Annotated in this window: 19 protein-coding genes and 3 pseudogenes; 18 read left to right on the forward strand and 4 right to left on the reverse strand. The window is 68.7% G+C overall.

Annotated features, from left to right (window positions below; genetic code table 11):
* Positions 1 to 57 precede the first annotated feature (57 nt).
* The gene (locus tag AB0E98_RS04905) at positions 58 to 201 is read left to right on the forward strand and encodes a helix-turn-helix domain-containing protein (RefSeq protein ID WP_361699346.1); all 144 of its coding nucleotides are present in this window, start codon (positions 58 to 60) and stop codon (positions 199 to 201) included.
* Between the two features lie 35 nt (positions 202 to 236).
* Here AB0E98_RS04905 and AB0E98_RS04910 read toward each other — a convergent pair whose 3' ends face one another.
* Positions 237 to 944, reverse strand: coding sequence for a hypothetical protein (locus tag AB0E98_RS04910; RefSeq protein ID WP_361698652.1), 708 nt, complete (start codon positions 942 to 944; stop codon positions 237 to 239).
* A gap of 279 nt (positions 945 to 1,223) precedes the next feature.
* Between AB0E98_RS04910 and AB0E98_RS04915 the strand changes: the two genes are divergently transcribed.
* The 10 genes and pseudogenes from AB0E98_RS04915 (at position 1,224) to AB0E98_RS04960 (ending at position 13,132) form a co-directional block, all read left to right on the forward strand.
* Entirely contained in the window at positions 1,224 to 2,453 is a 1,230-nt protein-coding gene (locus tag AB0E98_RS04915) for a helix-turn-helix transcriptional regulator (RefSeq protein WP_361698654.1), read from the forward strand.
* 56 nt (positions 2,454 to 2,509) lie between these two features.
* On the forward strand, positions 2,510 to 2,950 hold the full coding sequence (locus tag AB0E98_RS04920; protein ID WP_361698656.1) for a hypothetical protein: 441 nt from the start codon (positions 2,510 to 2,512) through the stop codon (positions 2,948 to 2,950).
* 453 nt (positions 2,951 to 3,403) lie between these two features.
* The gene (locus AB0E98_RS04925) at positions 3,404 to 4,636 is read left to right on the forward strand and encodes a hypothetical protein (RefSeq protein ID WP_361698658.1); all 1,233 of its coding nucleotides are present in this window, start codon (positions 3,404 to 3,406) and stop codon (positions 4,634 to 4,636) included.
* 104 nt (positions 4,637 to 4,740) lie between these two features.
* On the forward strand, positions 4,741 to 6,063 hold the full coding sequence (locus tag AB0E98_RS04930; protein ID WP_361698660.1) for a UDP-glucose/GDP-mannose dehydrogenase family protein: 1,323 nt from the start codon (positions 4,741 to 4,743) through the stop codon (positions 6,061 to 6,063).
* A gap of 54 nt (positions 6,064 to 6,117) precedes the next feature.
* Positions 6,118 to 6,447: a MazG-like family protein gene (locus tag AB0E98_RS04935; RefSeq protein WP_361698662.1), complete on the forward strand. Its 330-nt coding sequence runs from the start codon at positions 6,118 to 6,120 to the stop codon at positions 6,445 to 6,447.
* A gap of 104 nt (positions 6,448 to 6,551) precedes the next feature.
* Positions 6,552 to 7,025 carry an NUDIX hydrolase gene (locus tag AB0E98_RS04940; protein WP_361698664.1) on the forward strand — a complete coding sequence of 158 codons (474 nt, stop codon included), beginning with the start codon at positions 6,552 to 6,554 and terminating at the stop codon, positions 7,023 to 7,025.
* Between the two features lie 504 nt (positions 7,026 to 7,529).
* The gene (locus tag AB0E98_RS04945) at positions 7,530 to 9,635 is read left to right on the forward strand and encodes a hypothetical protein (RefSeq protein ID WP_361698666.1); all 2,106 of its coding nucleotides are present in this window, start codon (positions 7,530 to 7,532) and stop codon (positions 9,633 to 9,635) included.
* A gap of 288 nt (positions 9,636 to 9,923) precedes the next feature.
* Positions 9,924 to 12,038 (forward strand): hypothetical protein, encoded by a 2,115-nt coding sequence (locus AB0E98_RS04950; protein WP_361698668.1) that lies wholly within the window; start codon positions 9,924 to 9,926, stop codon positions 12,036 to 12,038.
* 229 nt (positions 12,039 to 12,267) lie between these two features.
* Positions 12,268 to 12,459: pseudogene (locus AB0E98_RS04955) on the forward strand (Loki-CTERM sorting domain-containing protein); the annotation flags it as partial.
* 457 nt (positions 12,460 to 12,916) lie between these two features.
* Positions 12,917 to 13,132 (forward strand): DUF6243 family protein, encoded by a 216-nt coding sequence (locus AB0E98_RS04960; protein WP_361698670.1) that lies wholly within the window; start codon positions 12,917 to 12,919, stop codon positions 13,130 to 13,132.
* A gap of 119 nt (positions 13,133 to 13,251) precedes the next feature.
* Here AB0E98_RS04960 and AB0E98_RS04965 read toward each other — a convergent pair.
* A pseudogene (locus AB0E98_RS04965) lies at positions 13,252 to 13,911 on the reverse strand (zinc-binding dehydrogenase); the annotation flags it as partial.
* A gap of 209 nt (positions 13,912 to 14,120) precedes the next feature.
* Positions 14,121 to 14,699 (reverse strand): annotated as a pseudogene (locus AB0E98_RS04970) (HD domain-containing protein); the annotation flags it as partial.
* A gap of 51 nt (positions 14,700 to 14,750) precedes the next feature.
* Between AB0E98_RS04970 and AB0E98_RS04975 the strand changes: the two are divergent.
* The 7 genes from AB0E98_RS04975 (at position 14,751) to AB0E98_RS05005 (ending at position 25,275) form a co-directional block, all read left to right on the forward strand.
* The gene (locus AB0E98_RS04975) at positions 14,751 to 15,458 is read left to right on the forward strand and encodes a hypothetical protein (RefSeq protein ID WP_361698672.1); all 708 of its coding nucleotides are present in this window, start codon (positions 14,751 to 14,753) and stop codon (positions 15,456 to 15,458) included.
* 630 nt (positions 15,459 to 16,088) lie between these two features.
* Positions 16,089 to 17,609: an AbfB domain-containing protein gene (locus tag AB0E98_RS04980; RefSeq protein WP_361698674.1), complete on the forward strand. Its 1,521-nt coding sequence runs from the start codon at positions 16,089 to 16,091 to the stop codon at positions 17,607 to 17,609.
* A gap of 45 nt (positions 17,610 to 17,654) precedes the next feature.
* Positions 17,655 to 18,206 (forward strand): RICIN domain-containing protein, encoded by a 552-nt coding sequence (locus AB0E98_RS04985; RefSeq protein ID WP_361698676.1) that lies wholly within the window; start codon positions 17,655 to 17,657, stop codon positions 18,204 to 18,206.
* Positions 18,207 to 18,253: 47 nt separating this feature from the next.
* Positions 18,254 to 18,892, forward strand: coding sequence for an RICIN domain-containing protein (locus AB0E98_RS04990; RefSeq protein ID WP_361698678.1), 639 nt, complete (start codon positions 18,254 to 18,256; stop codon positions 18,890 to 18,892).
* A gap of 137 nt (positions 18,893 to 19,029) precedes the next feature.
* Positions 19,030 to 20,133: a hypothetical protein gene (locus tag AB0E98_RS04995; protein WP_361698680.1), complete on the forward strand. Its 1,104-nt coding sequence runs from the start codon at positions 19,030 to 19,032 to the stop codon at positions 20,131 to 20,133.
* A gap of 223 nt (positions 20,134 to 20,356) precedes the next feature.
* Positions 20,357 to 24,715 (forward strand): polymorphic toxin-type HINT domain-containing protein, encoded by a 4,359-nt coding sequence (locus tag AB0E98_RS05000; protein WP_361698682.1) that lies wholly within the window; start codon positions 20,357 to 20,359, stop codon positions 24,713 to 24,715.
* A gap of 23 nt (positions 24,716 to 24,738) precedes the next feature.
* Positions 24,739 to 25,275, forward strand: coding sequence for a hypothetical protein (locus AB0E98_RS05005; RefSeq protein WP_361699348.1), 537 nt, complete (start codon positions 24,739 to 24,741; stop codon positions 25,273 to 25,275).
* 62 nt (positions 25,276 to 25,337) lie between these two features.
* Here AB0E98_RS05005 and AB0E98_RS05010 read toward each other — a convergent pair whose 3' ends face one another.
* Entirely contained in the window at positions 25,338 to 26,291 is a 954-nt protein-coding gene (locus AB0E98_RS05010) for an ACP S-malonyltransferase (protein WP_361698684.1), read from the reverse strand.
* Positions 26,292 to 26,443: the final 152 nt, after the last annotated feature.

The raw sequence follows: 26,443 nt of genomic DNA on the forward strand, positions 1-26,443 counted from the left end.
GGACACCGCCGCGGCCAACGGCAACCACGGTGGCCGACCCTGGCCGTCGACGCCGACATACTCGCGGTCGTCCTTCGCCGCCGCGACACGAAGGAGTCCGTCACTGCCATCGCCGAACACCTCGGCGTCGGCCGCTCCACCCTCTACCGCACCCTCGCTGCATACGACGAAGCCGTTGACTTGGACGCTGGGAGGCCATAAAGCAGGTGAAGCAGCTGCATATGATGCCTCTTGGCTCACGGAGCGAACGCTTCGGTAGTGACATCGCACTCAAGCTCGACCAGCTCATGCCCATAGACATTCGGCACCGACACCCGGACGATCAGGCAGAACCGATCGATGGACGGCAGGGTCTTCATCAGCTCCTGATAGTGGTGCCTGAGAAAGTGCACCGCCGCGTGATTCGTGTTTCCCGTCTGACCACAGATAAGGAACACCGGACTGCACGCTCCAGCGAGAGTGAACTTAGCAACGACTGCGTACTCCCGCTCGCCACGCACCCACAAGAACTCGCGGTCCCCAACCACAATCCCAAGAGCATCGGGTCCGGAGCTGAACGGGAGGAACCTGACGCCAGGCAGGTGATAGGCGAGATGACCAGCAGAACGCTCATTGGCGTCGGGCCCACCAATGCACAACTCGGTGCGATTTCCGTTACTGCCTCGAAACTCACTTGCCGCCTCGACAGCGATCTCCCCCCGAACCTGGTCCACGAGGGCTGCTGCCTCAAGCAACGCGTACACGTCGTAGTGAGACGTGACCCAGGGCGAGGAGTGATGATGAGTCAAAATGATCAAGCCAGACTGACCTGGACTGATACCGAAGAATGCCGCCTGACGGCGCCATACACGCGCTGACTTGGCGCGCTGCCACAACCACACAGACGTGCCGCTGATGAGGCTAGTGATCAGTCCGATCAGGATGTTCGCGAGAACCGACGACATATGTTGCCCCCCGGCCACTGAGACTACTGTCCCCCGCAGCTCAGGGGCGGCCCTCACCGCAATCGCCCGGCATCACGGCGTCGGCCGGTCTACCCTCTCGGTGCTGACAGAACCCTGCGCCACACTGACACCTACTCTGCGCCCGACATGGACCGCGACGAGTTCGCCTCCGCCCTGGCATAGGTACCGTTCTGACAGAGACGCCTGAACGGACGGAGGCACCATGCCCTGCCGAACGACTGAGCCAAGCCGGCCCATCAGCAGGTCGGGGGTGCGCTGATGCTGGAAGAAGCCGAGGAGATCGGTCGCCGAGCCCGTCGTGCCCGCCTCCGCCTGGGCATGCCGCAGGCCGACCTTGCCGCCGCTCTGGGCAAGTCGCAGGGCTGGGTCTCCAAGATGGAGCGCGGCCTGATCGAACTGGACAGGGTCGGCGTCCTGAACCTGCTGGCGGCCGAGTTGCACATCCACCCCAACGATCTGATCGGCCGCCCGTACACCAGCTCCCCCGACGAAAACCAGTGGCAGGTTGCCGCGTCCTCGATCCTGCGGGAACTGCGCCGCTACGACCTTGCCCCCGTGTTCGACGGCACCCCGCGTCCGGCGGCGAAGCTGTGGCGGGAGATGACGCGGCTGCACCGACTGCGGGACGCCGCCGCAAACGTGGCCATCCTGCGCGTCCTGCCGGACCTGCTCCGCGAGTCACGCGCCCTCGCCGAAGTAACCACCGGCCACGAGCGGGAGGAGGCTTACGCGATCTACGCGGTGTGCTGCAAGTTCGCGCACACCGCCGCCCACGCCCTGGGCCACCCCGAGCTGGTCGCCATGGCCTGCGAGCGGGCCGCCTGGTCCGCACGGCTGTCCGGCGACCCGGTCATGCCCGCGGTCGCCGACTGGATGCGGGTCTGGGACATGTGGGCGAGCGCGGACTGGGAAGACGCCATCGTCCTGTCCGACAAGGCCATCAGCACTCTTCAGCAGGACTACGAGCGTGGCGAGCCATTGGCCCTGCGGGCATGGGGCACGCTCCAGCTCCGTGCCGCGGTCTCCGCAGCACGAGGCGGCCGAGCAGCGGAGGCGGAAGACCGCATCGATCTCGCCAGGACGGCGGCCGACCGCATGGGCGAGTACGCCGGGCCTCCGGTGTACGACCGGCACTCGCTGACGTTCTCACCCGGCAACGTCCAGATCCACGCCATCAGCGTGGCTCTGGAGATGGGACAGCAGCGAAAGGCCCTGACGATAAACCACCGCACCAGCCCGGAGCTGGTCGCTTCCATGCCCAACTCGCGTCAGGGCCATCACCACATGGACCTCGCGCGAGCCTGGCTGTGGGACGGAAACCGCGACAAGGCACTGGGCGAACTGGAGAGGGCGGAGCGGATCGCACCCCAGCTCATCCGTAACCACCCCATCGCCCGCTCCACCCTTCGCAGCATCGTCTACGCCGAACGAGCAGCGACACGAGAGAAGTTGCGGCACATGTCCGACCGCTTCCACCTGGACGGATGAGGGTCGTATTCCTCGGGCTCATATTCGCCCCCTGACCCGTTCCTAGCGTCAGGGGCATGAGCGGACGACCAACTCCCCATCTGCCTTCACAGGGAGCCGAGTTAGGCACAACGGCCCCGTTCTTTCCTCAGCTCGGTGACCTCGCCGCCGACACCGCCCGGAACGGCCGAGTCGGCGTCGTCGTCGCCCTCCCCGGCGAAGGCGCCGTGACGTACCACCTGCGCCCGCCGGGCGGCGGCCCGGAATGGTCCGCGCCGGCCGACTCCAGCACGTTGGAGCCGGTGCCCGCCAGGCCCACGCACGCCACCCTGCTCGTCACCGACCCGGTCTACGACCCGCGTGCCAAGCAGGGGTCGGTGGCCCTCCTCGTGCATCACGAAGATGGCGGCCGCAGCGAGGCCGCGCTGATCCTCACGTCGGCCGACCTGGAGCGCCTGCACACCCAGATCGGACGCATGCTCGTCGACAGCGAGCGCTCCCCCGGCGAGGCACCGTGATTACCCAGGGACGACACCGCGCGCTGGACCACGGTCCGAGCAGCCCGACTCACCGCGAATCCGGCGGCATAGCTCTGACCGCCTTGGCCCTGCTTGGCCTCGCCGGCCCCGCGTGGATCCTGCGCGGACAGGCTGCCGATCTCCTCTCCGCCGAGTGGCCCACGGCCATCTCCGTGCCGGACAACGCCGAACCGGCCCCCTAGACCGCTCCGGCCCCCGGCCTGGGGCCTACCCCCTCGGGTGCCGGAGCACCGGACACCGCCCTGGAGGAGGTGCGGTGAGGGGCCGCCCGAGCTACGGCGGGCTGCCCCGCAGCACAACCCGTTCCGCCCGGCGGAAGCCAGCGGCTCGGCTCCGCCGGGCGGAACGGTGATCGACCTGTACATGTCGTACGGCATCCGATCGGCCGCCCACCGCTGTGGGCAGGCGGACCAGCACCAGGGAGGAAATCCCGTGGAGATCCCGTACATCGTCGTCGACCAGCTCACCCCGTCGCAGCAGCAGGTGTGGAACACCTACTTCGGCGACGCCGACCGCCCCCGCTACATCGAGGAGGGCATCTGGCGCCGCACCCAGGAGGAGGCCACCGCCGGTCAGTCGGGGTGGAGCGGGGGTGACGATGCCCGTCGCCGCCTCATCCACTACCGCTACCGGTATGGCCTGGTGCCGACCACGGCCGCCCCGGCGATCGGCCTGACCGACCTGTACCTGTACCACTCCATGACCGCGCCCGCCGGCGAGATCACCGCCCACGAGGACGCGCTAAGGGCTGCCCTCGCGGTCGGTGGATGGAAGCGCGCTCCCGGCGGGGCGCTGTGGATGCGCCGCGACCTCAAGTGCAAGATCACGCAGTACGCATTGCACCCCCAGGACGCCGTGGCCCGCCGCAAGCTCCCGCAGAACTACCGCAGCCTCGACGTCCAGATCACCTCCACCCAGTACGCCCCACCACCAGCCGTGCGGCAACGGCCCTGGGACGTGCTGGCCTCCGGCATCCGGGTCAAGGACCGGCGCGGCACGCCCACCGTCGTCCCGGACCTGTCCGTTCTCGCCGATCATCTGCCCTTCCAGGTCGAGATCGGCTGCGGCACCTCCGTGGAGGCCGGCATCCCGCCCCTGCACCGCCTCCACGAAATCTACCGCGTCACCGACCGCCAGGGCGGCGACCCACGCGAACACCGCTTCGTCCTCTCCCCCGCCTTTGACCCGCTTCTGCACGAAGTGCTCACCGAGCCGGAAGAGAAGACGGCCGAGTTCACCGAGATGTTCAAAGCGTGCTTCCTGGCCGAGCCAACGCCCGCCATGCACGCGCTAAAGGAACTCCACGACGCCGGACACCTGGTCGGCCCCGTGATCACCAACAACTTCGACGTGCTGGCAGCCCGCGCCGGCCTGGAGGAGTGCTTCATGCGCCGCTACGACCAGGCCGTACCGGACGTCGAGTGGGTGGACGGCGCGAAGGCCCTGCTCGTCGTCGGTCTGCACGCCGACCGGCGCAAGGTCCAGGCCCGCGCCCGCGAGCGCGGCCTGAAGGTCGTCTACCTCGACCCCGAGGGTTTCTGGCACAACGGCCAGTTCAAGCCGTACCCACTGGAAGGCCCCCAGGACGAAGATCTGGTCTGCCAGAAGCCGGCCGCGGAGGGCCTGCCGGAACTCGTCAACCTCCTCGCCAAGCCCACCAACTGACCTACCTGCACAATCAGGTCCGGGCCGGACAGCGGCGCTAGCGTGTCGCCCCTGACCGGCCCGGACCACCGGGCAGGCGAGACAGGGAAAGGAGCGCCGGCACCATGCGCGTATCCGTCATCGGCTGCGGCCACCTGGGCATCCCGCACGCCGCGGCCATGGCCGAGATCGGCCATGAGGTCATCGGCGTGGACCTCGACCAGACGAAGATCGACCGGCTCAACGCGGGCGAATGCCCCATCTACGAAGAGGGTCTGCCGGACCTGCTGGCCACCCACACCGCGTCCGGCCGACTGCGCTTCACCACCGACCTGGCCGAGGCCGCAGCCTTCGCCGACGTCCACTTCCTCGCCGTCGGCACACCGATCGACGCCGACGGACGCAGCTACGACACCGGCCAGGTCTTCGGCGCGGCCCGCGCGCTCGCCCCGCACCTGACCCGCCCTTGCGTGATCATCGGCAAGTCCACGGTCACCGTCGGCACCACCCGCGACCTGGCCACTCTCCTCGCCCGCCTCGCCCCTGCAGGCAACGACGTCGAGGTCGTCTGGAACCCGGAGTTCCTCCGCGAAGGCCATGCCATCGAGGACACCCTCCGCCCCGACCGCATCGTCGCAGGCGTCCCCTCCCCGCACGCCGAGGACGTCGTCCGCCAGGTCTACGCCCCGCTGCTGCACAACGAGATCCCCCTGTTCGTCACCGACCCCGCCACCGCCGAACTGATCAAGGGCGCCGCCAACGCCTATCTCGGCATGAAGATCTCCTTCATCAACGGCGTGGCCGACATGTGCGCCGCCGCTGGCGCCGATGTCCATCAGCTCACGGAGGCCATCGGCCTGGACCCACGCATCGGTCGCGGTGGACTGAACGCCGGGCCCGGCTACGGAGGGGGCTGCCTGCCCAAGGACGTACGCGCGTTCACCGCCTCCGCACAGAGCCTCGGCGCCCTCGACGCGGCAGCCCTGCTGCGAGCCGCCGAGCAGGTCAACGAATCCCGCCCCGCCTCCGCCCTCGCCCTCATCAAACAGACCCTCGGCCGACCAGTGGCAGGGGCACGCGTCACCGTGTGGGGCGCCTCCTTTAAGGCCGGCACCGACGACGTGCGCGAGTCCCCCGCCCTCGCCATCGCCGCCCTCATGCACCAGCGCGGCGCAACCGTCATGGTCCACGACCCCCACGCGGTGCCCACCGCACTCGTACGCCACCCCGAGCTCGACTACGCGGAAGACCTGGAGGAGTCGGTCAAGGGCGCGGAGCTGATCGTCCTGGCCACCGAGTGGCCCCAGTTCCGCAACGCCGACCCCAAGGCCCTGTCCGCCTTGGTCGAGCAACCGGTCCTCGTGGACCTCCGCAACCTCCTGAACGCCGACACCTGGCGCACAGCCGGATGGACCGTGCGCCAACTAGGCCGACCCGCACAGGCATAGAACCCCAGGCCTGGCCCCACCCCGGGGCCGGGACACACGGATGGGAGATCCGTCATGGACAACCTGTGGGACAACATTGCCAAGCTCTCCGCCGTCTGCCACAAGGCCGGTGAACACCTCCCCGACGAGGAACTCAAGGCCCTCCAGGTGGGCAAGGTCGCCGAGGAGGCCGGCGAGGCCATGCACGCCCTCCACGGGCTGAAGGGCCTGACCACCTGCGACGACACCCACAGCTGGTCCGAGGTCCAGAACGACCTCGTCGGCGCCGTCATCGCCGCCCTGCTGGCCATGCACTACATCGACCCCGAAGGTGCCCGCGCGACCTTCAAAGACATCTTCCACCGCCGTACCCGCAGGGGCCGCGAAACCGCCGCTGCCGCCTGACCGCTCTCTCCACCCCCACGCCGGCGGTCGCGTGCCCTCGGAACGCGACCGCCGGCCCGTGTCGTAGACGCTCCACCCTCACCTGCGGGGTGGACGATGGCGGGATGACCGACACCGAGCTCGAAGCGGAAGCGATCAAGTCCGGTACTGGGGTATCCGCACTGATCACGAACAGCCAGGGCGACTACCTGCTCCACCTCCGCGACGACATCGAAGGCATCTGCTGGCCCGGCTACTGGACACCTGTCGGCGGACGCCCCGAACCGGGCGAATCGCCGACCGACACCGTCGCACGCGAGGTAGCGGAGGAGACCGGACTCACCATCCCGCTCAAGGAGTTCACCACCGTCCAACAGAGCAACGCCGAACACCTCGGCAAGGGCCCGATTGCCATCTACACCGGCCACTGGGACGGAGACGCCCACGCCCTCCCCCTCACCGAGGGCATCATGCTCCGCTGGTTCCCCGTCTCGGTGCTCCCACGGCTCCGCGTACCCCCGTGGTGCCGAGAGGCGATCGCTCTCCACCAGAATGCGCGGACGAGCCTCGCCGTTTCGTCGGAGGACACCAGCCCCTGACCACCAGCCGTTGCGACCCTTGCAACCTGACCATCGGGGCAGGCTGCGCGTGCTCTCCGGAGCCGCCTCAGCGTAAGACGGCCACCCATCCCGACTGGGAAAACTGGAACCCGAACGCCATCCTCGTATCGCCGACGCAGTACGCGCACATCCCCGGCTGCGCGCACCTGTCCGAGAACGAGATCAAGGCCCCGAGATGGGGTTGTACCACCGTCGCCGCAGGCACGTGGGCACGGATCTCCGCAACCCTGGCGGCCGAAAGCGACCTCTCGGCCGCCACCGAATCCCACCTTGATCCGACCTTACGCCCCTCGCGGGCCGAAGGGAGGGCGTTGCGAGGTGCCCTGCCCGTCCGCCGATCGTTTGGGCACGATGCTTGCCAGGTCTGGCTGGGCGTACCGCTCAGAGGTACGTCGCGACACAGACAACTACTTCTGCCATACCTTCAGGGACTCTTTCCAGAGAACGAACCACCAGTGCCACGCGCGCCGCTAATGTGCGGCCATGAGAGAACTCGCACAGCCTCGTGCCTGGGGCGAACGGTCACCAGGTATGCCGGTCTTGCCCGGCTCACGGGCCACATGGATCGGTACGCTGCGAGCGCTGATCGAGGAGCTTTCCGCCCATCAGGACCGGGACCTCAGCGATCAGGAATCGCTGCCGCAGGCTGGTGGACTCAACCGGCATCAGCTGCAGCGCCTTGTCCGAGCCGGACTGCTCTTGCGAGAGGGCCGGACGTTCCTGCCTAGCGCCGCCGCACTCGCTTGGTGCCAAGGCGGCGACGCGGCCTTGCTGGTGGAGATCTTCCACCACAACGTGAGGTTCGTCGGCGAGGTCATGGATGCGCTCACCGCTGGACCTCGGACACACGAGCAACTCTTGGATCTGGCACGCGAATCCTTCGACCTGTCGTGGGAGACCTCGGCGCCGGTGCGCGACCGGACGACGTGGCTCACAGTCACGGGCATGGTCGATCTCTTCGACGGTCGTGTCCACCTTACGGACGCCGGCCGCGACGTCATGGCGCGCATCGTGGTGGGGAGGCCCGAACCCGACGACACCGACACGACCGCGCAGCTGACGCCCGCTGTGGGTGCCGTCGCGCAGCTTATCGAGCAGCTCGACGAAGCGGGACTCAGGGCCAGGGCGGACGGCGCCAATCTGTACGTTCCCGGCACCTCCGCGAACGGCGGCACGATGGATGCACTTCAGGTGCTTGTCGAGGCCGCCATGCCGTCGATCACGGAAGCGGACTTCAGGCAATTCGTGAAGGACACCTTCCCCAAGGCCCAAACCATAGCCACGGCACGCACCGCCAAGGACACTCTCAAGGCTCTGGGGCTCATTCAGCAGACGTCATCCAAGACCTGGAGCGCCACTCCGGCCGCTATTGCCTGGGTCGAGTCAGGCGAACCCTTGGACCTCGCACGCACCGTCCATGCCTCGATCGCTTTCTTTGGTGAGATGTTGGGCGTACTCGACGAAGCCGCCCGTTGCACGTCCGGCACGCTTGTGGAGCACAGCACGCGGTATCTTCCCAATCGCGGCAAGCCGCTGATCCGGAGCGCCGTCAATACGCGCCTCAACCTGCTGGAGGTCTGCGGACTGGTCACGCGGCTCTCCCAGACCGCCTACCGTACGACTGCTCTCGGCCGGGCGTTCAAGCGCTCTGTGCCCTGTCTCACCTCCGACAATTGCCCTTCCCGCGCTGCCCCTGCCGCCGACGACGCCGACGCAAGCCACCGAGAAGCTCTGGGCAGCACGCTGCCACCGGACTCGCTCGGGTCGGACATTGCAGCAGAGCTGGAAAGCTCCGCACTCGCCAGCGCAACCCACAAGCGTTTGGAGAAGGCCGCCGTCGCCGCGCTGGCGTACCTGGGCATGCCTGGCGAACACGTAGGTGGTAACGAAGCAGTGGACGGTCGCGTGCACTTCGGCATTGGTGCGGACTCGCGAGTCCTGGCCGTCGAGGCAAAGACCGCAGCCTCGGGGCGGGTTGTCAATCAGAGGTTGTTCCCTCTGGCAGGACACCGAGCGAAGATCGGGGCCGAGGTCACCCTTCTTATCGGCCCAGGCTTCGAGCCGAGCTTGCTCAAGGAGGCCGACGAGGACCCGGCGATCGCCGTCATCGAGACCGGACTGCTGGCCGAGGTCGTCCGGCGCCAAGAAAGAACCCCGCTCACGCCGACCCAACTCGCGCCCCTCATCGACCCGGCGCTGCGCGCGGCACAGCGTAGAGAGGCAATCCGCGGGCACTGGCGGGACCAGGAGATCCGCGGCGAGCTCGAGTATGCCCTCGTCGACATCTTGAACATGGAGGCGGAAGACCCGCTAGAGGAGGGTGGCTGGCTCGATCTCACCTCGGTTCGACGCGAACTCCGAACCCGTGGGTACCGCATCGCGGAGGACGAAGTCGTAGAAACTCTCGACTTTCTTGCCTCAAGGCGGATCGGCGTTCTCGACCGCTCTGATCAGGGGTACCGATGCATCGCTGGTGTCCATACCGCCGGACAGCGCATTCGCGCTCTCGGGCATCAGTGGACAGCAGCCGCAGAAATCCACCATCGAATGCGCACAGGAGACGACACTGGCCAGGGGTCAAAGGCCTGAGGCTCAGGCTCGGTTGAGGCTGGATCGACGATACTCCCGTCCGCAATACGCTACCGAGAACACCTGACGAGCGCCGCAGAAGCGCGCCGGCGATGTCAAGCCGTGTTCCGTTCCAGGGGACGACAGGTGCGTGCCCCAGCTGTGCCCTTCTGAGCGGTGCAGGGCGGCCACCCGCAGTGCCGACGAACCCTCACCGACCTGCGGCAAGGCCGTTTGGGCACTACTCGTTGTCAGTGGCGAGGGACAGACTGGTACGACATCTGTCAACTGATCCAGAGGTTGCCTTCATTGACCAAGAGCAAGCAGCGCCAAGCCCACTGGCGCATCGGATACCTCTTCGTACACGGCATTGGCAACCAAAAGCCGGGTACCACTCTTGAGTGGGGCAGGAGCATCTTCAACGCTCTCCGTGACGTACACGGTGAGCGAGTCGTCTCCTGGAAGGACCAGCCACTGGCGACCTCGCCCGAGGACGCCACGAACCGGCACGCCGAAGTCGTCATCTCCCTCGGCGGCACGCACCACCGCGCCCTGTTCGCCGAGGCTCTCTGGGCCGACAAGTTCACCACGCTGGGTAGACCATCCATCCGGCGGACTCTGACGTTCCTCATAGCGAGCGTTCCTCTCCTGTTTTGGGTGGTCGGTCCGGACCAGCGCGATCTACGGGTTCTCGTCTCTCCTTCTCGCGGTCTCCGAGACCGCGGGGAAGCTCGGCTTGCCCAGATGAGGCTGCTGTGGCGGCTCCTCACCTTGGCGGTTATCTCGACCGCGCTCGTCTACGGCATCCTGCTGACGACAAGCAATATGCTGGTATCGGCACTCCTCCTAGCACTGCTGGCTTGGTTCGTCCGCTCCCGCCGCAATCTCCTATGGCATGTCCGAGTCGCCGCCATCGACGAGGACCGTACGCAACGCCTCCTCATGCACCTCCACCAGAAGGTGGAATGGATGGAACGCCACTGCGACGAGGTCGTAGTCGTCGCCCACTCGCAGGGTGGCTATCTCATGCACCGATTACTATCCCCCACTGCTGACCGTCGGCACCCGAAGGTCCGAAGGTTCATCGGGGTGGGCTCCGGCCTCAAGCCGATCAGCCTGCTCAAGACCTTCGACGACAGCGGCATCGGACCCGGCCTGTGGGGACTCATAGGCATCGCCCCCGCAGGCCTGTGGGGGCTCGGCCCTTGGACTTGGCAACCCTTGGGGTGGCTGGTTCAGACCGCCCTGCGCTGGCTATACCTAGCCCTTCAGATGACGGTGACGCCGTTGAGCGCCTTCGATGATGCACACGTCGCAGAGCTTCATCGTGAGGCCTTTGCCGCAGAACTGCATCGGACCCTCTCTACCATGCCCAGTCTGCATCTCGATCTGGCTCACGGGGCTGCCGTTGTCGCATCTATCGCCACAGCCTCCCTGCAGATGCGGCTGATCCGTGCAGCCTTGCAAGCACGGCCCCCACACCCCCTTGAGCTCGACCACCACCGCTGCCGCATCGAATGGCGCGAGTACAGCAGTCCACACGACATGGTTGGCCGGATGCTCGGACCCACCCTTCCCGACAAGGTCGAACAGCCATGGATCGCCCCCGTCGGCCAACCCCTCAGCGACCATACGATGTACTTCCACCACACGGGTGTCCTCCCCCGCCGCCTGGCGGCGGACCTACTGGGCGATCTCGGACTAGAGCGTCAGGCGGACGACTGGGATCAGGCTGTCACCTGGCTCGATGACCTCCGGCGTCGTCACGGAGCACGCCGACGTGCTCTCCAGGGCCTACTGATCGGCACCTTCGCCACGTTGCTCGCGGCACCCAAGCTCTTTGACAGGCCCTCCGTACTCCTCGCCTATCTGCACGCATGGCTACCGCTCTCCCTCTTGCTGCTCAGCCTCACCGTTCTCTTCAGCTTGTTGGCCCAACAATCAGCGCACAAGGCGGCCCGTTGCTTCACGGCTTCTCTGTCAGGAGCCGCGCCTTCACCACGCACGCGCTGGCGTGTGCGGATCGTGCCACCCGGGCCCCGCTTCCTGCCGACGATTGCGGCGGCAACCGGGGGGATGCTCGCCCTGTACGGCACAATTCGGTTCTTCCTGGCCGCCCGCGAGTACGGGGACACCCGCATCTGGCAGGGCTACCCCTTCCTCATGCCCATAGGCGTCGGGCTGGTGATCATCGCCTGCGCCTCGGCGGCTGGGTACCCGGTACGAGCGCGCTGGTACCTGGTGATTGCTGGTTTGGGATGCATGGCCTTGTATGCAGCCCCGGCACCCGCTGCTCTCGGCTCGCCCTGGGAACTCCGCCCCGAAGGGACGTTGCTCGGAATCCTGGGAGGATGCCTGCTCGTAGGGCTGGCTAGCTCCTTTCACGCACGTCTGAGAGCAGTCGACCTGACCACACGTGAGTGAGGCGGAATCGGTCCGGCTTGCTCCGGCTATCGCTCTCCTGGCCAGTGGTGACCCGGCTTCGGAGACAGCCTCCGCTGGGGAGAATCTGGGGAGAACGGAGCCCCGTTGGGGAGCGGCTGGGGAGGATCGGCCACACAAGCAGGCAGCACGGCGAAAGAGCCGGAAAGACGGATAGACGCAGGTCAGAGCGCCCCTCCAGTCGATCTCCGCAGGTCAGCGCCCCAAGGGCGACGACTTCAAGAAGATCTCGTCGTGGGCGGCGATTCTCTTTGCACCCACGTTGGTGGGAACGATCTACGGCATGAACTTCGACAACATGCCGGAGCTGCACTGGGCCGGCGGGTACCCGTTCGCGATTCTGCTGATGGCAGCGGTGTGCACGAGCCTGTACTTCATCTTCAAGCGGCGGGACTGGCTGTAGGCAGCACATCGACGCCATTGATCGACTTACCTCCCTCGAACGCATGGAAGCAGCCCGCAAGGCCCCCTGGGGAGAATGCGCAGCCCACCCCCGCGGGGCGCTCCCCTGTACCTTGGGGATGCCCCTGCCGCGCCGTCGACGCCTCCAGCAGCACGCGGCTACGGAGGGTAACGAAAACGGGTGGCACAGCATCTGCTGTGCTAGATCATCCACCGCGCAGGCCCCGGTCGTAGCCGAGCTGACCACGGGCTCTCGCCAAAGGCCCGGCCGACGCAGGGTCGGCGAAAATCTTGGCGTGCGGGGCCAACGGAACCGGGTAACGTCTTTGTCATGTTCTTCCAGACGCCGATTTACGAGTGAGAGCGTGACGGGCCCCTGCTGACGTCCTTCGACGTCGCCGCGCCCGTCCCCCACCGATGAATCCGTAGACCACTTCACATCATCACCGGGAGAACCCGTGACCGACAGCAAGAACATCAACAACCCCGTAGGCCAGGGCGGCGGCCAGCGCAAGAAGCTGTCCCGCGCCGAACGACAGAACAACGGTCCGCACCGCAACCTCGACCGCCAGGGTGCCGCCGACCGGAAGGCGGAGCTGGTACGCATGATGCGCGAGAAGGCACGCGCAGCCGAGGCCGCCGCGCAGGCGAGCAACGACACCGCACAGAGCTGACGCACCGCGCCGCAGGGCGGCACCGCACGGGGGCAGGGCTCGGACCGCAATACGCGGTCCGAGCCCTGCCCCCGTATCGGGGCTCTGCTGCCGCACCGCACGCGGCCGGTCCCAGGGGTTGGGCCGCCGCGCACGGCTACGTGCGAGTCGAACAGTTCCCTGCCGTCGATCAGTACTCCATGAGGGACGCCGACGAGCCCGATGTTTCCGCCGGGGCGGGTGGCGCGCAAGGACTGTCGCATCGCCTCGGGGGTGCCGACGCACTCGAGCACCGCGTCGGCACCGAGGCCTCCGGCCGGCTCCCTGATCCGGGCCACGCCCTCGTCGCCGCGCTCGGCGACGATGTCGGTGGCGCCGAACTCACGTGCCGGCTTCTGGCGGGAGGTGTGGCGACTCATCGCGATGACGCGTCCGGAACCGAGCTCGTTGGCGGCGATGACGGCCGACAGGCCGACCGCGCCGTCGCTGTCGCCGTCGCCGTCGCCGTCAACAGTGACGGTCTCGCCGGGCCGGACCTGGGCGGACGCAGCCGCGTACCAGCCGGTGCCCATGACATCGGAGAGGGCGGGCAGGCCGGTCTCTTCGACGATGCCGACGTATTCGTGGCCGATCGTCCGCAGCTCGTCGACGGTGCTGATGCCGCGGTAGCTCCACAGGTCGGAACCGCATACGCATGTGGCGACGGTGCGGATGACCGCGTCGGTCGGGTTGACGATTCCCGGGGCGGGAAGGCTCTCGACCCGAATGTCGCCGGGGGTATGGATGAGCGCCGCTCGCATGGGTCTTTCTGATTGCTGAACGTCCTGGAGATCGCTGCCGTCGACGGGTTGCCCGGGCATGCCGGCAACCCGAGCCAGGAGGAGCTGAGGTCGGTACGAGAGACCCAGCCGTTGGCGGCTCCGGTGCGGATCAGAGCCTGTGCGTATCGCCAGAGGTCCGCAGAGGCGTCATTGATGACCGCCTTGCGGGAGAGCACGTCGTCTTCGGTGACTCCAGGAGTACGCCATGTCCCACCGCGGTTGCCGTAATTGAGCAGCAGGGGCTGAAGCCTGTCCATGGCCTTGGCGAAACGGGCCTCGGGGGTGTCCCGTGCCTCGAACTCGTCCCACAGACTCCGGAATCGGTTGCTCTGGTCGGGAGGCAAGAGGGCGAAGAGCCTCTCTGCTGCCTGTTGTTCCCTCGACTCCTGGTCCACAGCGGCTGCGGAATCGTAAACGAAGGTGTCCCCCGCGTAGATCTCCACAAGGTCGTGGATGACGACCAGGGCAAGGACCTTGCCCACGTCGACGGGCTCGTCCGCGTATTCGGCGAGCACCAGAGTCATCAGTGCCAGATGCCAGGAGTGTTCGGCGTCGTTCTCTTTGCGTTGTGCGGCCAGCAATGGGCTTTGCCGGAATACGTTCTTGAGCCGGTCGGCCTCGATGGCGAACTCGATCTGCCGGCGCAGCCTGTCGGGGGTGGCGTCCGGCTGCTGAAACGATGCGGCGAGAAGAGGGAGGTCGTCGTAGGGCGATGAGACGGCGCTCCCCGCTGTGCCAGGCCGGGTGCCGAGAGGGTCGGCGCTCATACCGTTTCTCCCCGCGGAGATGCCGGCACGACAGGGCTGATGGTGTCCCCGATGTGCGCATGGCTCAGCAGCTCCCTCGGAGAGGAAGCCAGAGCGGAGCGCTACACCCTCGCCGCGATCCGCACCGCCACGGCCGCCGGCGCGCGGCGGCACGTCGCCGCTTCCATGTCCCAGCTCGCCGTCGGACACCTCATCGCCGGCAGCCCTCAGGACACGTTGCATCTGGTCCACGCCGCACGGGCGGTCGCCCAGCGCCCCACAGCACACTTCGCGGCCTCGCTGCACATCAGGGAAGCTCTCGCCTTCGCCCGCCTGAAGGACGAAACCGCCAGCTCCCGGGCGCTGGACCACGCGGTCCGCGTGCTGGACGCCGACGACACCGACCGGAAACCTGTGGACGACCTGTCCGGCATCGCCATCAACGAGGCGTACCTGGACGTGGTCCGCGGTCACGCCTGGTGCTTCCTGGGGCGGCCCGGAAAGGCATTGCCCTGCTTCGCCACCCTGTTCAGCTCCACCCCTTCGTCTCCCACGCCCTCTGTCTCCCCCTGCACCGCGAGACGGCTCCTGCACGCGGTGGACTCGCAGCTGGCCATCGGCGAACTCGACGCCGCCACCCACAGCACCCACCGCGCCGTCGCACTTACCGGGACCCTGCCTCCCGGTCTCGCCCACAAGTACCGGCAACGCTTTCTCAGCCACCGGAACGAGCCCGCCATCCGCGGCCTGCTCGACCTCCTGGCCGACACCACCCCATAGCCCGGGTCGCCGCGTACCCGGAGCGACCCGCCCTTGGATGAGTCATTCGGATGTGATCAGTGGTCGTGGGCGATCGGGGATCGCATGGCCGGTGCGCCGGTCTTGCCGGTTGTGCCGGATCGCCGCGGCCAGCGCGAGGACGCGTCGGGCGATCCGGACGGCGACACCCTCGAAGGTGCAACGGCCGTGGCATCAGCGCCGATTGGGCGCGGGCGAAATCCTGCACTCCACGTAAAGCCGGAGCTCCGCTGGGCGTTCGGCTACCCGTTCGCGATCCCGCTGACGGGGAAGGTCCACGTCAGCCCGTACTTCGTCTTCAAGAAGTGCGACCGGCTCCGAGACGGGCCAGGGCCCCCGGGTGCCGCAAGGCGCGCAAACATATAACCCAACGCAAAGTCAAGCCCCTATTCCCCCAAATTGCCCCCAAGGGCAGGCCAATCGCGTCCGGATCATACCAGTACATGGCCGGTTTGACTCTTATTCGGGGATCTTCAACACTGCGCCCAGACAACGCTTTCGTTCGCCCGTTCGCCCGGGCCACTCGAACGAGGCGCTACTGGGGGTTACAACAAAATGCACAAGAGTCAGACCAGCTCTGCGCGCACACGGAACATCGTCAAACGGGGGATCGTGGCGACCACCGCGCTGGCCGCCGTCGCCGGTGCGGCCGCGCCGGGCATCGCCGTTGCCGCGCCCGCCGGCGCGGTCGCCGCGGCCGTGGGTATCGGCACCACCGACACGCAGCGCGTCGACGCCGCGGCCGTGGTCCGTCTGGACCCGACGCCGGACGTCCTCCTCCTCAGCGACGACGACTTCGTCCACGCGCTGTGGCAGAAGGCGCGGGACGCCGGGGAGACGCTCCAGAACGTGCGCCTGGCCGCCGAGGACGCCATGGTCGGCGAATCCGCCGAGGACCGCGTGCGGTTCATCACCACCGGCATCCACGAGGCGTACAAGCTCGACAAGCAGCGGGAGAAGGACAAGGCCGACGCCGACCGCGCGGCCCGTGACGCCAAGTCCCAGGCGCTGATCGCGGTGGGCATCCCGAACAGCCCCGACCTGCTGGGCCTCAGCGACGACAATTTCATCCGCGCCGTGCTGAAGCACGAGGCCTCCGGGCCGGAGGTCCGTGACGCGGCGGCCAAGGCCCTGGCGGGCGACGCCGGCGCCTGGGCGAAGTTCATCGCCAACGGCGCCCGCGAGGCCCACCAGCGCGATGTGGCCAACGAGCTCAAGGAGCTCGAGCAGAAGAACCGCGAGGAGGCCGAGCGCCGCAAGGAGCTGGCCGCGCGCAAGAACGCGGCCGCCCTGTTCGGCATCACGCCGTCCGAGGCCGTGCTCGCCCTCGGCGACGACAACTTCATCCGAGAACTGCTGCGCGCCGCGTCCGGCGACCAGGGCACCGAGCTCTACGCCGCGGGCCAGAAGGCCGTGCTCAGCTCCAGCCCCGCGGACTGGAAGCAGTTCATCCACACCGGCGCCGAGGAAGCGTACAAGCGCGACGACGAGGCCCGCCGCAAGAAGATCGCGGAGGCCGGCCGCAGGCAGGCGCTCCAGATCCAGGCCGCGGCCGAGAAGACCGGGATGAATCCGAACCTGGTCGCCGTCGCGAAGAAGGCGCTGGCCGGCACCGACGAGGACGTCGCCCGGTTCCTCAAGGAGGACAGCCAGTACCGCGCGAAGCGGCAGTCCTTCCAGACCGTCAACGCCAAGCTGACCGGCTTCCACATCCGTCAGTCCGACGTGGACGGCGGCGAGGCCTTCATCGCTCCCGTCGACGCCAAGGGCAAGCAGACCGACCGCGAGGACGCCACCTGGGTGATCGTCCCCGCGCTGGCCAACCAGCCCGGCTGCTACTCCTTCGAGTCCGCCCGCAAGCCCGGCTACTACCTGGCGCAGAAGGACCGGCGGGTGCGGATGTCCGCGGACGACAGCAGCACCGACTTCCGCAAGGACGCCACCTGGTGCGCCCGCAAGGGCCTCGCCGGCTCCGGCATGTCCTTCGAGTCCGCGGGTCAGCCGGGGCGTTGGCTGCGGCAGTTCTGGGGCGACCTCTACACGGCCGACAAGAGCGGCAAGAACCGCTACGACGCCGAGAAGGACTTCGCCCAGGACGCCACCTGGAAGATCTCCGCCCCGCTCGCCCGCTGACCCCGCTCGGTACCGAGCCCACTCCTGAGAAGAACGGAATCCCCCATGTCTCGGATCACCCGGGCCACGATCGCCATCGGCGCAAGTGTCGCCGCGCTGGCCGGCAGCGCGGGCAACGCCTCCGCGGACGAGACCGCCGCGCGCGCCGGCGCGCCGACGGCCGTACAGCTCCAGGCCGAGCACAGCGGCAAGTGCCTCACCATCGCGAAGGGCAGCCTCCGCAACGGCGCCGAGGCCACGCAGGCCACGTGCGCCGACGGCCTGGACAACCAGCTCTTCGACGTGATTCCCACCGGCAACGCCACCTTCGAACTGCGCCCCAAGCACAGCGGCAAGTGCCTTGAGGTGGACAACGGCGGCACCGACATCCGCGCGAACGTCCAGCAGTGGTGGTGCGCCCAGCTTCCCCACCAGCAATGGCGGATGGTCATGGTCGACGTGGCCAAGGAGACGTACGAGCTGCGCCCCGCCCACGCCCTGAACCGCTGCCTGGACGTCCAGGGCGGCAACGTCGAGGACGGCGCGAACATCATGCTGTGGTACTGCAACAGCACCGCCGGCCAGCGCTGGAAGCTCCTGCCCGCCAAGTCCGCCTGAGCGGCACCCGCATCCTTCGATTCCTTCGAGAAGAAACGGATCCCACCATGGCACGGACCATCCGAGCCGCGCTGGCCATCGGTGCCGGCCTCATCCTCCTGACCGGCGGCGCCGGCACCGCGTACGCGGACGGGGACGACAGCGCCACCGCCGCCCAGCGCGCGGCGGAGGCCGCCGCACGCGCGGCCGCCGACGCCGCACGTGCGGCCGCCGACGCGGCGCGCGCCGCCGACGAACGCGCGAACGCGCCCCAGACGGTCGTCACCCTCCAGGTCGCGGCCAGCGGCAAGTGCCTCGAAATCAACAACGGGGCCAAGGACAACGGCGTCAAGGCACAGCAGTACACCTGCAACGGCACCACCGCCCAGCAGTGGCGCATGGTCCCCGCCGCCGACTCCACCTACGAGCTGCGGTCCGTACCCAGCGGCAAGTGCCTCGAGGTGGAGAACAGCGGCACCAAGGCCGGCGACGCCGCCCAGCAGTGGACCTGCCACGGCGGCGCGAACACCCGCTGGCAGGCCATCCTCGTCGACCACGACAAGAAGCTCTTCCAGCTGCGCCCCCAGCACGTCCAGGACCGTTGCCTGGACATCCCCGGGGCCAACAAGGAGAACAACGTGAAGGCCCAGCAGTGGTACTGCAACCAGAGCGACGCCCAGCTGTGGAAGATCACACCGGTCAAGTGACCTCGCGGTCGATGCCGCGCGTGCGCGGCAGATGGACCGCGCGGAGGGACAGCGTCTTGACCAGGGCGCTGTCCCTCTCCGTATGGACGACTGCAATGAGCTGCACGTTCTTAGCTACACGTTCTTGAGGGGGAAGAGTGAGTCGTCAGTGGTGGATCGCGCAGGCGCTGGCCGTCGGCATGCTGACCGGTGGGGTCGCCGCGGCAGGCGTGGCACCGGCGTGGGCCGACGCCCCTGCCGTGGTGGCGGCCCCGGCCGACCAGTCGGCCGACGAGGCAGCGCTCGCGCAGGCCGCGGCGGACCGGGCGGCGCGTGACTACGTGCTCAAGGTGGCGAAGACGAACCCGTCGGCCGACGTGCGGACCTCGGCGTGGAACGCCCTGCGCAGCACCCGGGGGGACGAGGCGATCGCGGAGTGGCTGGCACCCGGCGGCGGCTTCGACGCCGCCAGGCAGCGGGCGCGGGACGTCCGGGCCCGTAACAGGGCCTTCTGCGAGCGGGTGGTGCGTACGCACACGGCGGAGTTCTCCCCCGAGACGCGGGCGGCGGCCGAGCGCGCGCTGAAGGGCACGGCCGCCGACCAGGCGGCGTTCGTGAAGACCGGGTACGCCGAGGCGCAGAAGCGCGACCGGGCCACCCGGGAGGCCGACACCCGGCACAAGCTGGAAGTCGCGGCAAAGGACCGTGACTTCGTGTCGTCGGTCGCCGAACACGACCCGGGCGAGCAGGTGCGGGTGGCGGCCCAGTGGGCGCTGCGCCCGGGCGCCACGGACGCGGACGTGGCGGAGTTCTTCGGCTACGGCTGGTCGACCGGCGCGACCTTGGACTTCGAGGCCTTCGCGACGCGGATCACGGATGCGGAAACGATCCGGCGTGCCACCCTGGCCCGTCTGATCAAGGACGCCGACGCGGCGGAGAAGGCCGTGAAGGGCTCGGCGGACGCGGCGATGGCCCGTGCCGAGGCCGAGCGCGCCTGGAAGGCCGTGGCCGATCACTCCGAGGCGGCGCGCAAGGCGTGGCTGGCCGAGCAGGAGACGGCGGCGGCGCAGGCGGACAACTGGAAGAACATCGTGAAGGCCGCCCAGGAGTCCTCGGACGAGCTCTGGAAGAACATCGGCCGGTCGGCCGACGCCACCCAGAAGACCTGGTCCCAGGAGCAGGCCAACGCGCTGGAGACGTCCAGGTTCTGGCAGGACATGTTCGACAAGGCCCGGGACGGCGAGAACCGCGTCAAGGGCTGACGTTTTTCACGTACTTCGGCCGGCCTGACCTGTCGGCCGAACTTCCCTGACCGCTGTGCTTTCGGCGGTCATCCGGACCCGGTCGTCGTGACCGGGTCCGCTCTGCCCTGCCCGCGTACGCGGGTTCAGGGGCATTTTCCATTTCATTTCGTTGGGGGTTCTTCCCGTGATGGGTAGATTCCGGCCAAGAGCCGGAGGACGGCTGCGTGGTGACGTGGCCGGCGTGGTGAGAAAGGCCGTCTCCGCGGCTGTGGTGGTGGCGGTCCTGGGCGGCACGACGGGGGAGGCCACCGCGGCCACCACGGCGGCGCGCGCCCAGAGTGCCGCGGTCTCACCGACCAAGGCCATGGCCGCTTTGGACAAGCTGGCCGCGGCGCTGCCGAAGCCGGCGGCGGGTGCGGTGCCGGCGCCGCGGACCGAGCTGGACAAGCTCTCCGCCGATCGCGACCGGCAGCTGGTGGAGGATTTCGCGGAGTTCGATCCGGAGCCGGAGGTCCAGGAGGCCGCGAAGAAGGCTCTGGAGAGCTCGGACCCGAACGCGATCCGGGAGTTCCTGGAGCACGGTGAGGCCGAGGCCCGCCAGCGCGCGAAGGACAAGAAGGACGGCGCGGACGTCAAGAACCGTGCCGAGATCGAAAAGCTGCGCGGCACGGGCGGCCGGAACTTCAACGCCGAGGTCGAGCGCGTCCTGGGTCCGAAGGCGACCGCGAAGGACCGCGCCGACTTCCTCGCCTTCGGCGGGGCGATCGCCAAGCAGCGGGACGAGAAGGACAAGCAGAACGCGGCGAAGCAGGCGGAGGAGAACCGCAAGCGCGTCGAGATGCTCGCGGCCTCCGGTGGCCCGGAGGTGAAGAAGGCCGCCCAGGCCGCTCTGGACACCAAGGACGACGCGAAGATCGCGGAGTTCCTGGAGAAGGGCTACCTGGTCGCGGCCCAGAAGGACGCCGACGCCCGCGCCGCCATCGAAAAGGCGCAGAAGGAGGCCCAGGAGGCGGCGGACAAGCTGCGCGAGCTGGCCGAGAAGGCGGCGCGCGCGGCCGAGGCCCGCACCAAGCTGATCGCCGCCCATGGCGACGCCGTCAAGGCGTTGAAGAACGCCTCGAACGCGATGTCGCTGGCGGCGGGTTCGGCGCGGCAGGCGGACCGGATGCTGTCGGCCGACCGTGCCGGCAAGACGCTCTCGTCGTACGACAACGTCAAGGCCGATGTCGCCCGTCAGGTCGAGTTCGCCGGGATGGCCGCGAAGCAGGCGCAGGTCGCCGCGGCGCAGGCGAAGGTCCAGGCCGATGTGCTGGTCGAGACCGGTCTGACGTACGGCACGCAGTGGTCGGAGGTCGCTTCCGGTATCGCGGCGGCTGCTGACGCGGCGGTCAAGGCGAGCGAGACCGCGCAGCACGCGGTGGACGCCACCGAGGCCGACGCGAAGGGCCTGAACGCCAAGAACCAGGCGGAGCTGCACGAGCAGCAGGCCAAGATGTGGCGCGCGAACGCCGAGCAGCACGCCGCCACCGCGGCGAAGCTCGCCGAGGCGGCCGACAAGCAGGCCAAGATCGCCGCTGACGCTGCTTCGCGTGCGCGGACGGCGCGGATCGCGGCGGAGAAGGCCGAGGCCGAGGCGTGGGAGCACGCGAAGAAGACGCGTGAGGCCCGCCAGGAGGCGGAGCGCCAGGCGAAGATCGCCGCTGAGCAGCGGGCGATCGCCGAACGCGAGCGCGACCTCGCCGCGGCGGCGCGTGCGCGTGCCGAGCACGAGCGCGACGTTGCCGCCGCGGCACGGGCACGTGCGGAGGCCGAGGCCCGTACGGCGTCGGCAGCACGGGCGGAGGCCCAGGCCGCTGCCGCTACGGCGGCGTCGGCACGTGCGGATGCCGAGAAGCAGGACGGCATCGCCGCCAAGGCGGACGACAACGCCCGCGGCATGGAGACCCAGGCCCGCGAGGCCCGGGACAAGGCGTACGCGGCCCGGCAGAAGCACCAGGCCGAGGAGGCCAGGGCCCAGGCCACCGCGTCGATGGCCGCTGCGGCCAAGGGCACCTCGTACTCCGTAGAGTCGCAGGCAGCCGCTGTCGCCGCCCGGTCGGACGCCGACACCGCCAGTGCCGCGGCCGATCAGGCGCAGGGTGCCGCCGACACGGCCAGTGGTGCCGCTGTCCGTGCTCGTTCCGCCGCGACGGAGGCCGCTGGTGCGGCCGCGCGTGCCCGTGCCGCTGCTGCTGAGGCGACCGCGCATGCCGCGAATGCGAACGCCGCCGCGAACAAGGCCGAGGCGGCTGCTGCCGCGGCGAACGCGGCTGCGAATCGTGCCGAGGCCGAGGCCGCCGCGACCCACGCGGCGGCGACGCGTGCCAACGTCAAGGCCGCCGAGGCGACCGCGCAGGAGGCCCGCGCCGGTGTGGCCGCGCACGAGGCCGCCCGTCTGGCCGGTCTCGCGGCGATCGAGGCGAAGAACGCGCTGCAGGCCGCCAACCGCACCAAGGACGAGGCCGAAGGTGCCACCCGCGAGGCCGCCATGGCCCGCCTCCAAGCCGGCGTCGCCGTCCAAGCGTCCAGCGCCGCCAAGGCTTCCGCTGCCGGTATCGCCGACCCGGCGAACACCGCGATCGAGCTGACCGCCCCGTTCGCGGGCAAGGACATCGACGCGGACTTCGCCACCGAGGTCGCCACCGCCGCCCAGGAGCTGGGCGAGGAGCAGGTCGCCTCCGCCCAGGCCAAGGCGAACGAGGCCGTCAAGGCAGCCGAGGACGCGGAAGCCGCCGCCAAGCGTGCGAACGCCCAGGTCGCCCCGGCCTTCAAGGCCGCGGCCGACGCCGCCCGTTCCTCCGCGAACGCCACGCGCTCCATGGCCGCCGCCATGCGCTCCGCCGCCGACGCCGCCGTCGACGGCGCCAAGGCCCGTGCCGCGGCAGCCCGCGCCAACCAGGCCGACGCCCAGGCCCAGGCCGACGCCAAGGCAGCCCGCGAAGCAGCCAACCAGGCCTACGCCGACGCCGCCGCCGCCCGCCAGGCCGCCAATGACGCCGAAGCCGAAGCCGCCCGCGCCCGCGGCGCCGCCGCCGAAGCCGAACAGCACGCCGCAGCCGCCTCAAGCGCCGCCGACCTCGCCGAAAGCGAGGCCGCCACCGCCCAGGGCGCGGCCGAACAGGCCCGCAAGGACGCCGACGCCGCAGGCAAGCTCGCCGAATCCGCCGAGAAGCACGCCGCGTCGGCGAAGGAAGCGGCCAACAACGCCCTCGGCTACGCCAAGCAGGCCGACGAGGCCGCCAAGAAGGCCGAGGCGGAAGCACGCGAGCAAGAGCGCAAGGCGCGTGAGGAAGCCGCCAACGCGGACAAGAGCGACAGTCCTCAGCTGACCGACGACGAGCTGGAGGTCCTCGAGAAGAGCGGCATCTCCCGCGAGGAATATGAGAAGGCCCGGAAGCTCGCGGGCAAGGACTTCGCGGACCTCCTGGTGGAGATCGGTGGTGGTCTCCTCGCGGACTACTTCGACATCAACAACATCAAGAAGTGCATCAGCGACGGCAACGTCGAGGCGTGCTTCTGGGCGCTGGTGAACAACCTCCCCTGGGGCAAGGCTCTCCGAGCCATCGAGAAGTTCCCGGAGATCGCCAAGGCCATCAAGCGTCTGGCCAACATCGGCAAGCTCCTGGAGGAGTCGGCCACGGCGAAGAAGCTCATCGACAAGGGGAAGGGCGTCCTCGATGCCCTCCGCAAGGTGCATGCGGAATGCCTCATCGAAGCGGCCGAGGAACTCCCCGACAACAGCTTCACGCCGCGGACCCCGGTCCTGATGGCGGACGGCACCCGCAAGCCGATCGAGAACGTCCGGACGGGTCAGGACGTCCTGGCCACCGACCCCCAGACCGGCAGGACCGAGGGACGCATGGTCACCAACGTGATCATCGGCCAGGGTCAGAAGAACCTCGTCGAGGTCACGGTTGACACCGACGGTGCGTCGGGCGACGCCACCGGCAAGGTCACCGCCACCGGCAACCACCCGTTCTGGGTGGACAACCAGCACCGCTGGCTCACGGCGGCGGACCTCAAGGCGGGCGACCGGCTCCGCACCCCCGACGGCGGGCTGAACGAGGTCGTCGGCACCCGGGCGTGGACCGAGACGCGCAAGGTCTACAACCTCACCGTCGACGGCGTCCACACCTACTACGTCGGTGCCGGCACCACGGCGATCCTCGTCCACAACGCCAAGAAGAAGAAGTGCCTCGAGATCGATCACGTGGCCCAGGTCGACGGTGACTGGGTCCACAAGGGCGCTCACGTCAATATGGCGGACGAGACGGAGGTGCTGATCCGCGCGGACGGCAAGGGTGGCATCATGGGCCTGCCCTGGCGCCGAAAGGGTTCGATCGGCGAGCCTTCGCAGAAGCAGATCGACGCCGCCCTCGAGGAACTCAGGACGAATCCGAAGCGCCGTGCGGACATGCTGAGAGTCGCACGGTCCGCCAAGGAGAAGTTCGAGTACAGCGCCAAGGCGATGAAGGAGGGCCGTAAGCCGGAGTGGAAGTTCGAGAACGACCGGTCGAAGGAAATTCAGGACCTGATCGACGCACTGGAGAACATTCCGTAATCGGGGCATGGGAGAAGATCGAGATGTCCGATTTGGCGTTCTACGCCCACGTCGCCACTTGTGGTGACGTACTGGGGGCGGGAATCGGGTCCCGGCCTGCCGTATGGGAGGAAAAACTGGGGCCCGATTACGCCGACAACACGTCGGCGGGCCTCATCGGCCGGGACTACGGACTTGTGCAGTTGTCGTTCCAGGAGGACGAGGGCATCTGGTCGTGCACCGGCATCAAGGTGCGGATGCGGAGCCTGATCCGCGGCGCGGGCGTCGTACCTCCGGCCCTGAAGGAGGCGTACGGTGAATTCACTCATCGAGTCGGATTCGACGACCTGCGTGCCCTGATCACGGATATGGGGCATTCGGTCGAGCCGGACGACGACGCGTCGGTGACGGACGACTTCCACAGGTACCGGGTGTCCGGGTCCGGCGCGAGGATCTTCGTCGTCGCCGATCCGGATCCCTATGGAAACGGCGACATCGATCCGGACGACCCCATGGAGAAGCGGGTGGGGGACGTGCTGTACATCGATGTGTCACCGGCCTGGTGGTCGGATCGGGGCTGACCCGGTCCTGAACACGGCACGACAAGGAGTGGCGGGTACTCGCTCGAGTACCCGCCACTCCTTTATTCGTGGACAACCGTCCGCCGACCCCCCACCGGTTCCGCCGGGACGTCCGGGAGGGCGCGGCGGGCCAGGTCCGCCAGGGTGCGGCCCGGGCCGAAGTCGGTGAGCCGGGCGCTGCCCAGGTCGGTCACCAGCGCGTGGAGCGTGTCGTTCCAGCGCACCGGGGAGACGAGCTGGCGTGCGCAGAGCGCCGGCCAGCCGTGGCCGTCGGTGTGCGGGCGGGCGTCCACGTTGGAGATCACCGGCGCGTGGGCGGGCCGGAACGTGACCTCGTTCAGTGCTGCGGCTAGCGCCTGGCTCGCGGGTGCCATGTAGGCGGTGTGGCAGGCGGCGGACACCGGCAGGACGTTGTAGCGCCAGCCGTTCGCGAGGGCCCGCGCCCCGGCGGCCTCGACCGCGTCCGGGGCGCCCGCGATCACCGTCTGCTGCGGGGAGTTGAGGTTGGCGACCCACAGGTCCGCGCCGTCGCGGCGTACCCGGTCGGTGAGTTCCTCGACGTCCGCGGGGTCCGCGCCCATGACGGCGGCCATGGCTCCGGGCCGGTGGCGCGCGGCGTCGGCCATCGCGCGGCCGCGCGCCCCGACCAGATGGGCGCCGTCGGCGGCGGTGAGGGCCCCGGCCGCCACCAGGGCCGTGTACTCCCCCAGGCTGTGCCCGGCGAAGGCGGTGACGCGGGCCTCCGGGTGGGCGTCCCGGAACTCCGTCCAGGACAGCAACGACGCCGTGAAGACGCTGATCTGGGCGAGATCGGTGCGGGCCAGGGCCTCCGTGCCGGCTTCCAGGAGGAGTTCGGCGACGTCGTGTCCCGACGCCTCGGAGACCGTGTCGACCAGGGACCACGACGGCGTGCCGCGCCAGCGGGCGCCCATGCCCTGCCGCTGTACCCCCTGCCCCGGGAAGAGGGCGGCGAACGGCGTCGCACCAATGCCGTGCGTGTCGCGTGTAGTGGCCATCGGTGTTTTTCCTCCGGTCTGTTCCATGCCTCCGGTGAATCGGGTGCCGGATCGAGTGTCGGCACCAGCGGCTCAAGCGGGGGACAAGCGCCGGTCATCGCCGGGCCACTGGTGCGGGACTTGAGTTGAATATTGGCCGGGGCGCTGAATCC

This window comes from Streptomyces sp. NPDC037389, assembly GCF_040636475.1.
GTDB lineage: Bacteria > Actinomycetota > Actinomycetes > Streptomycetales > Streptomycetaceae > Streptomyces > Streptomyces hesseae.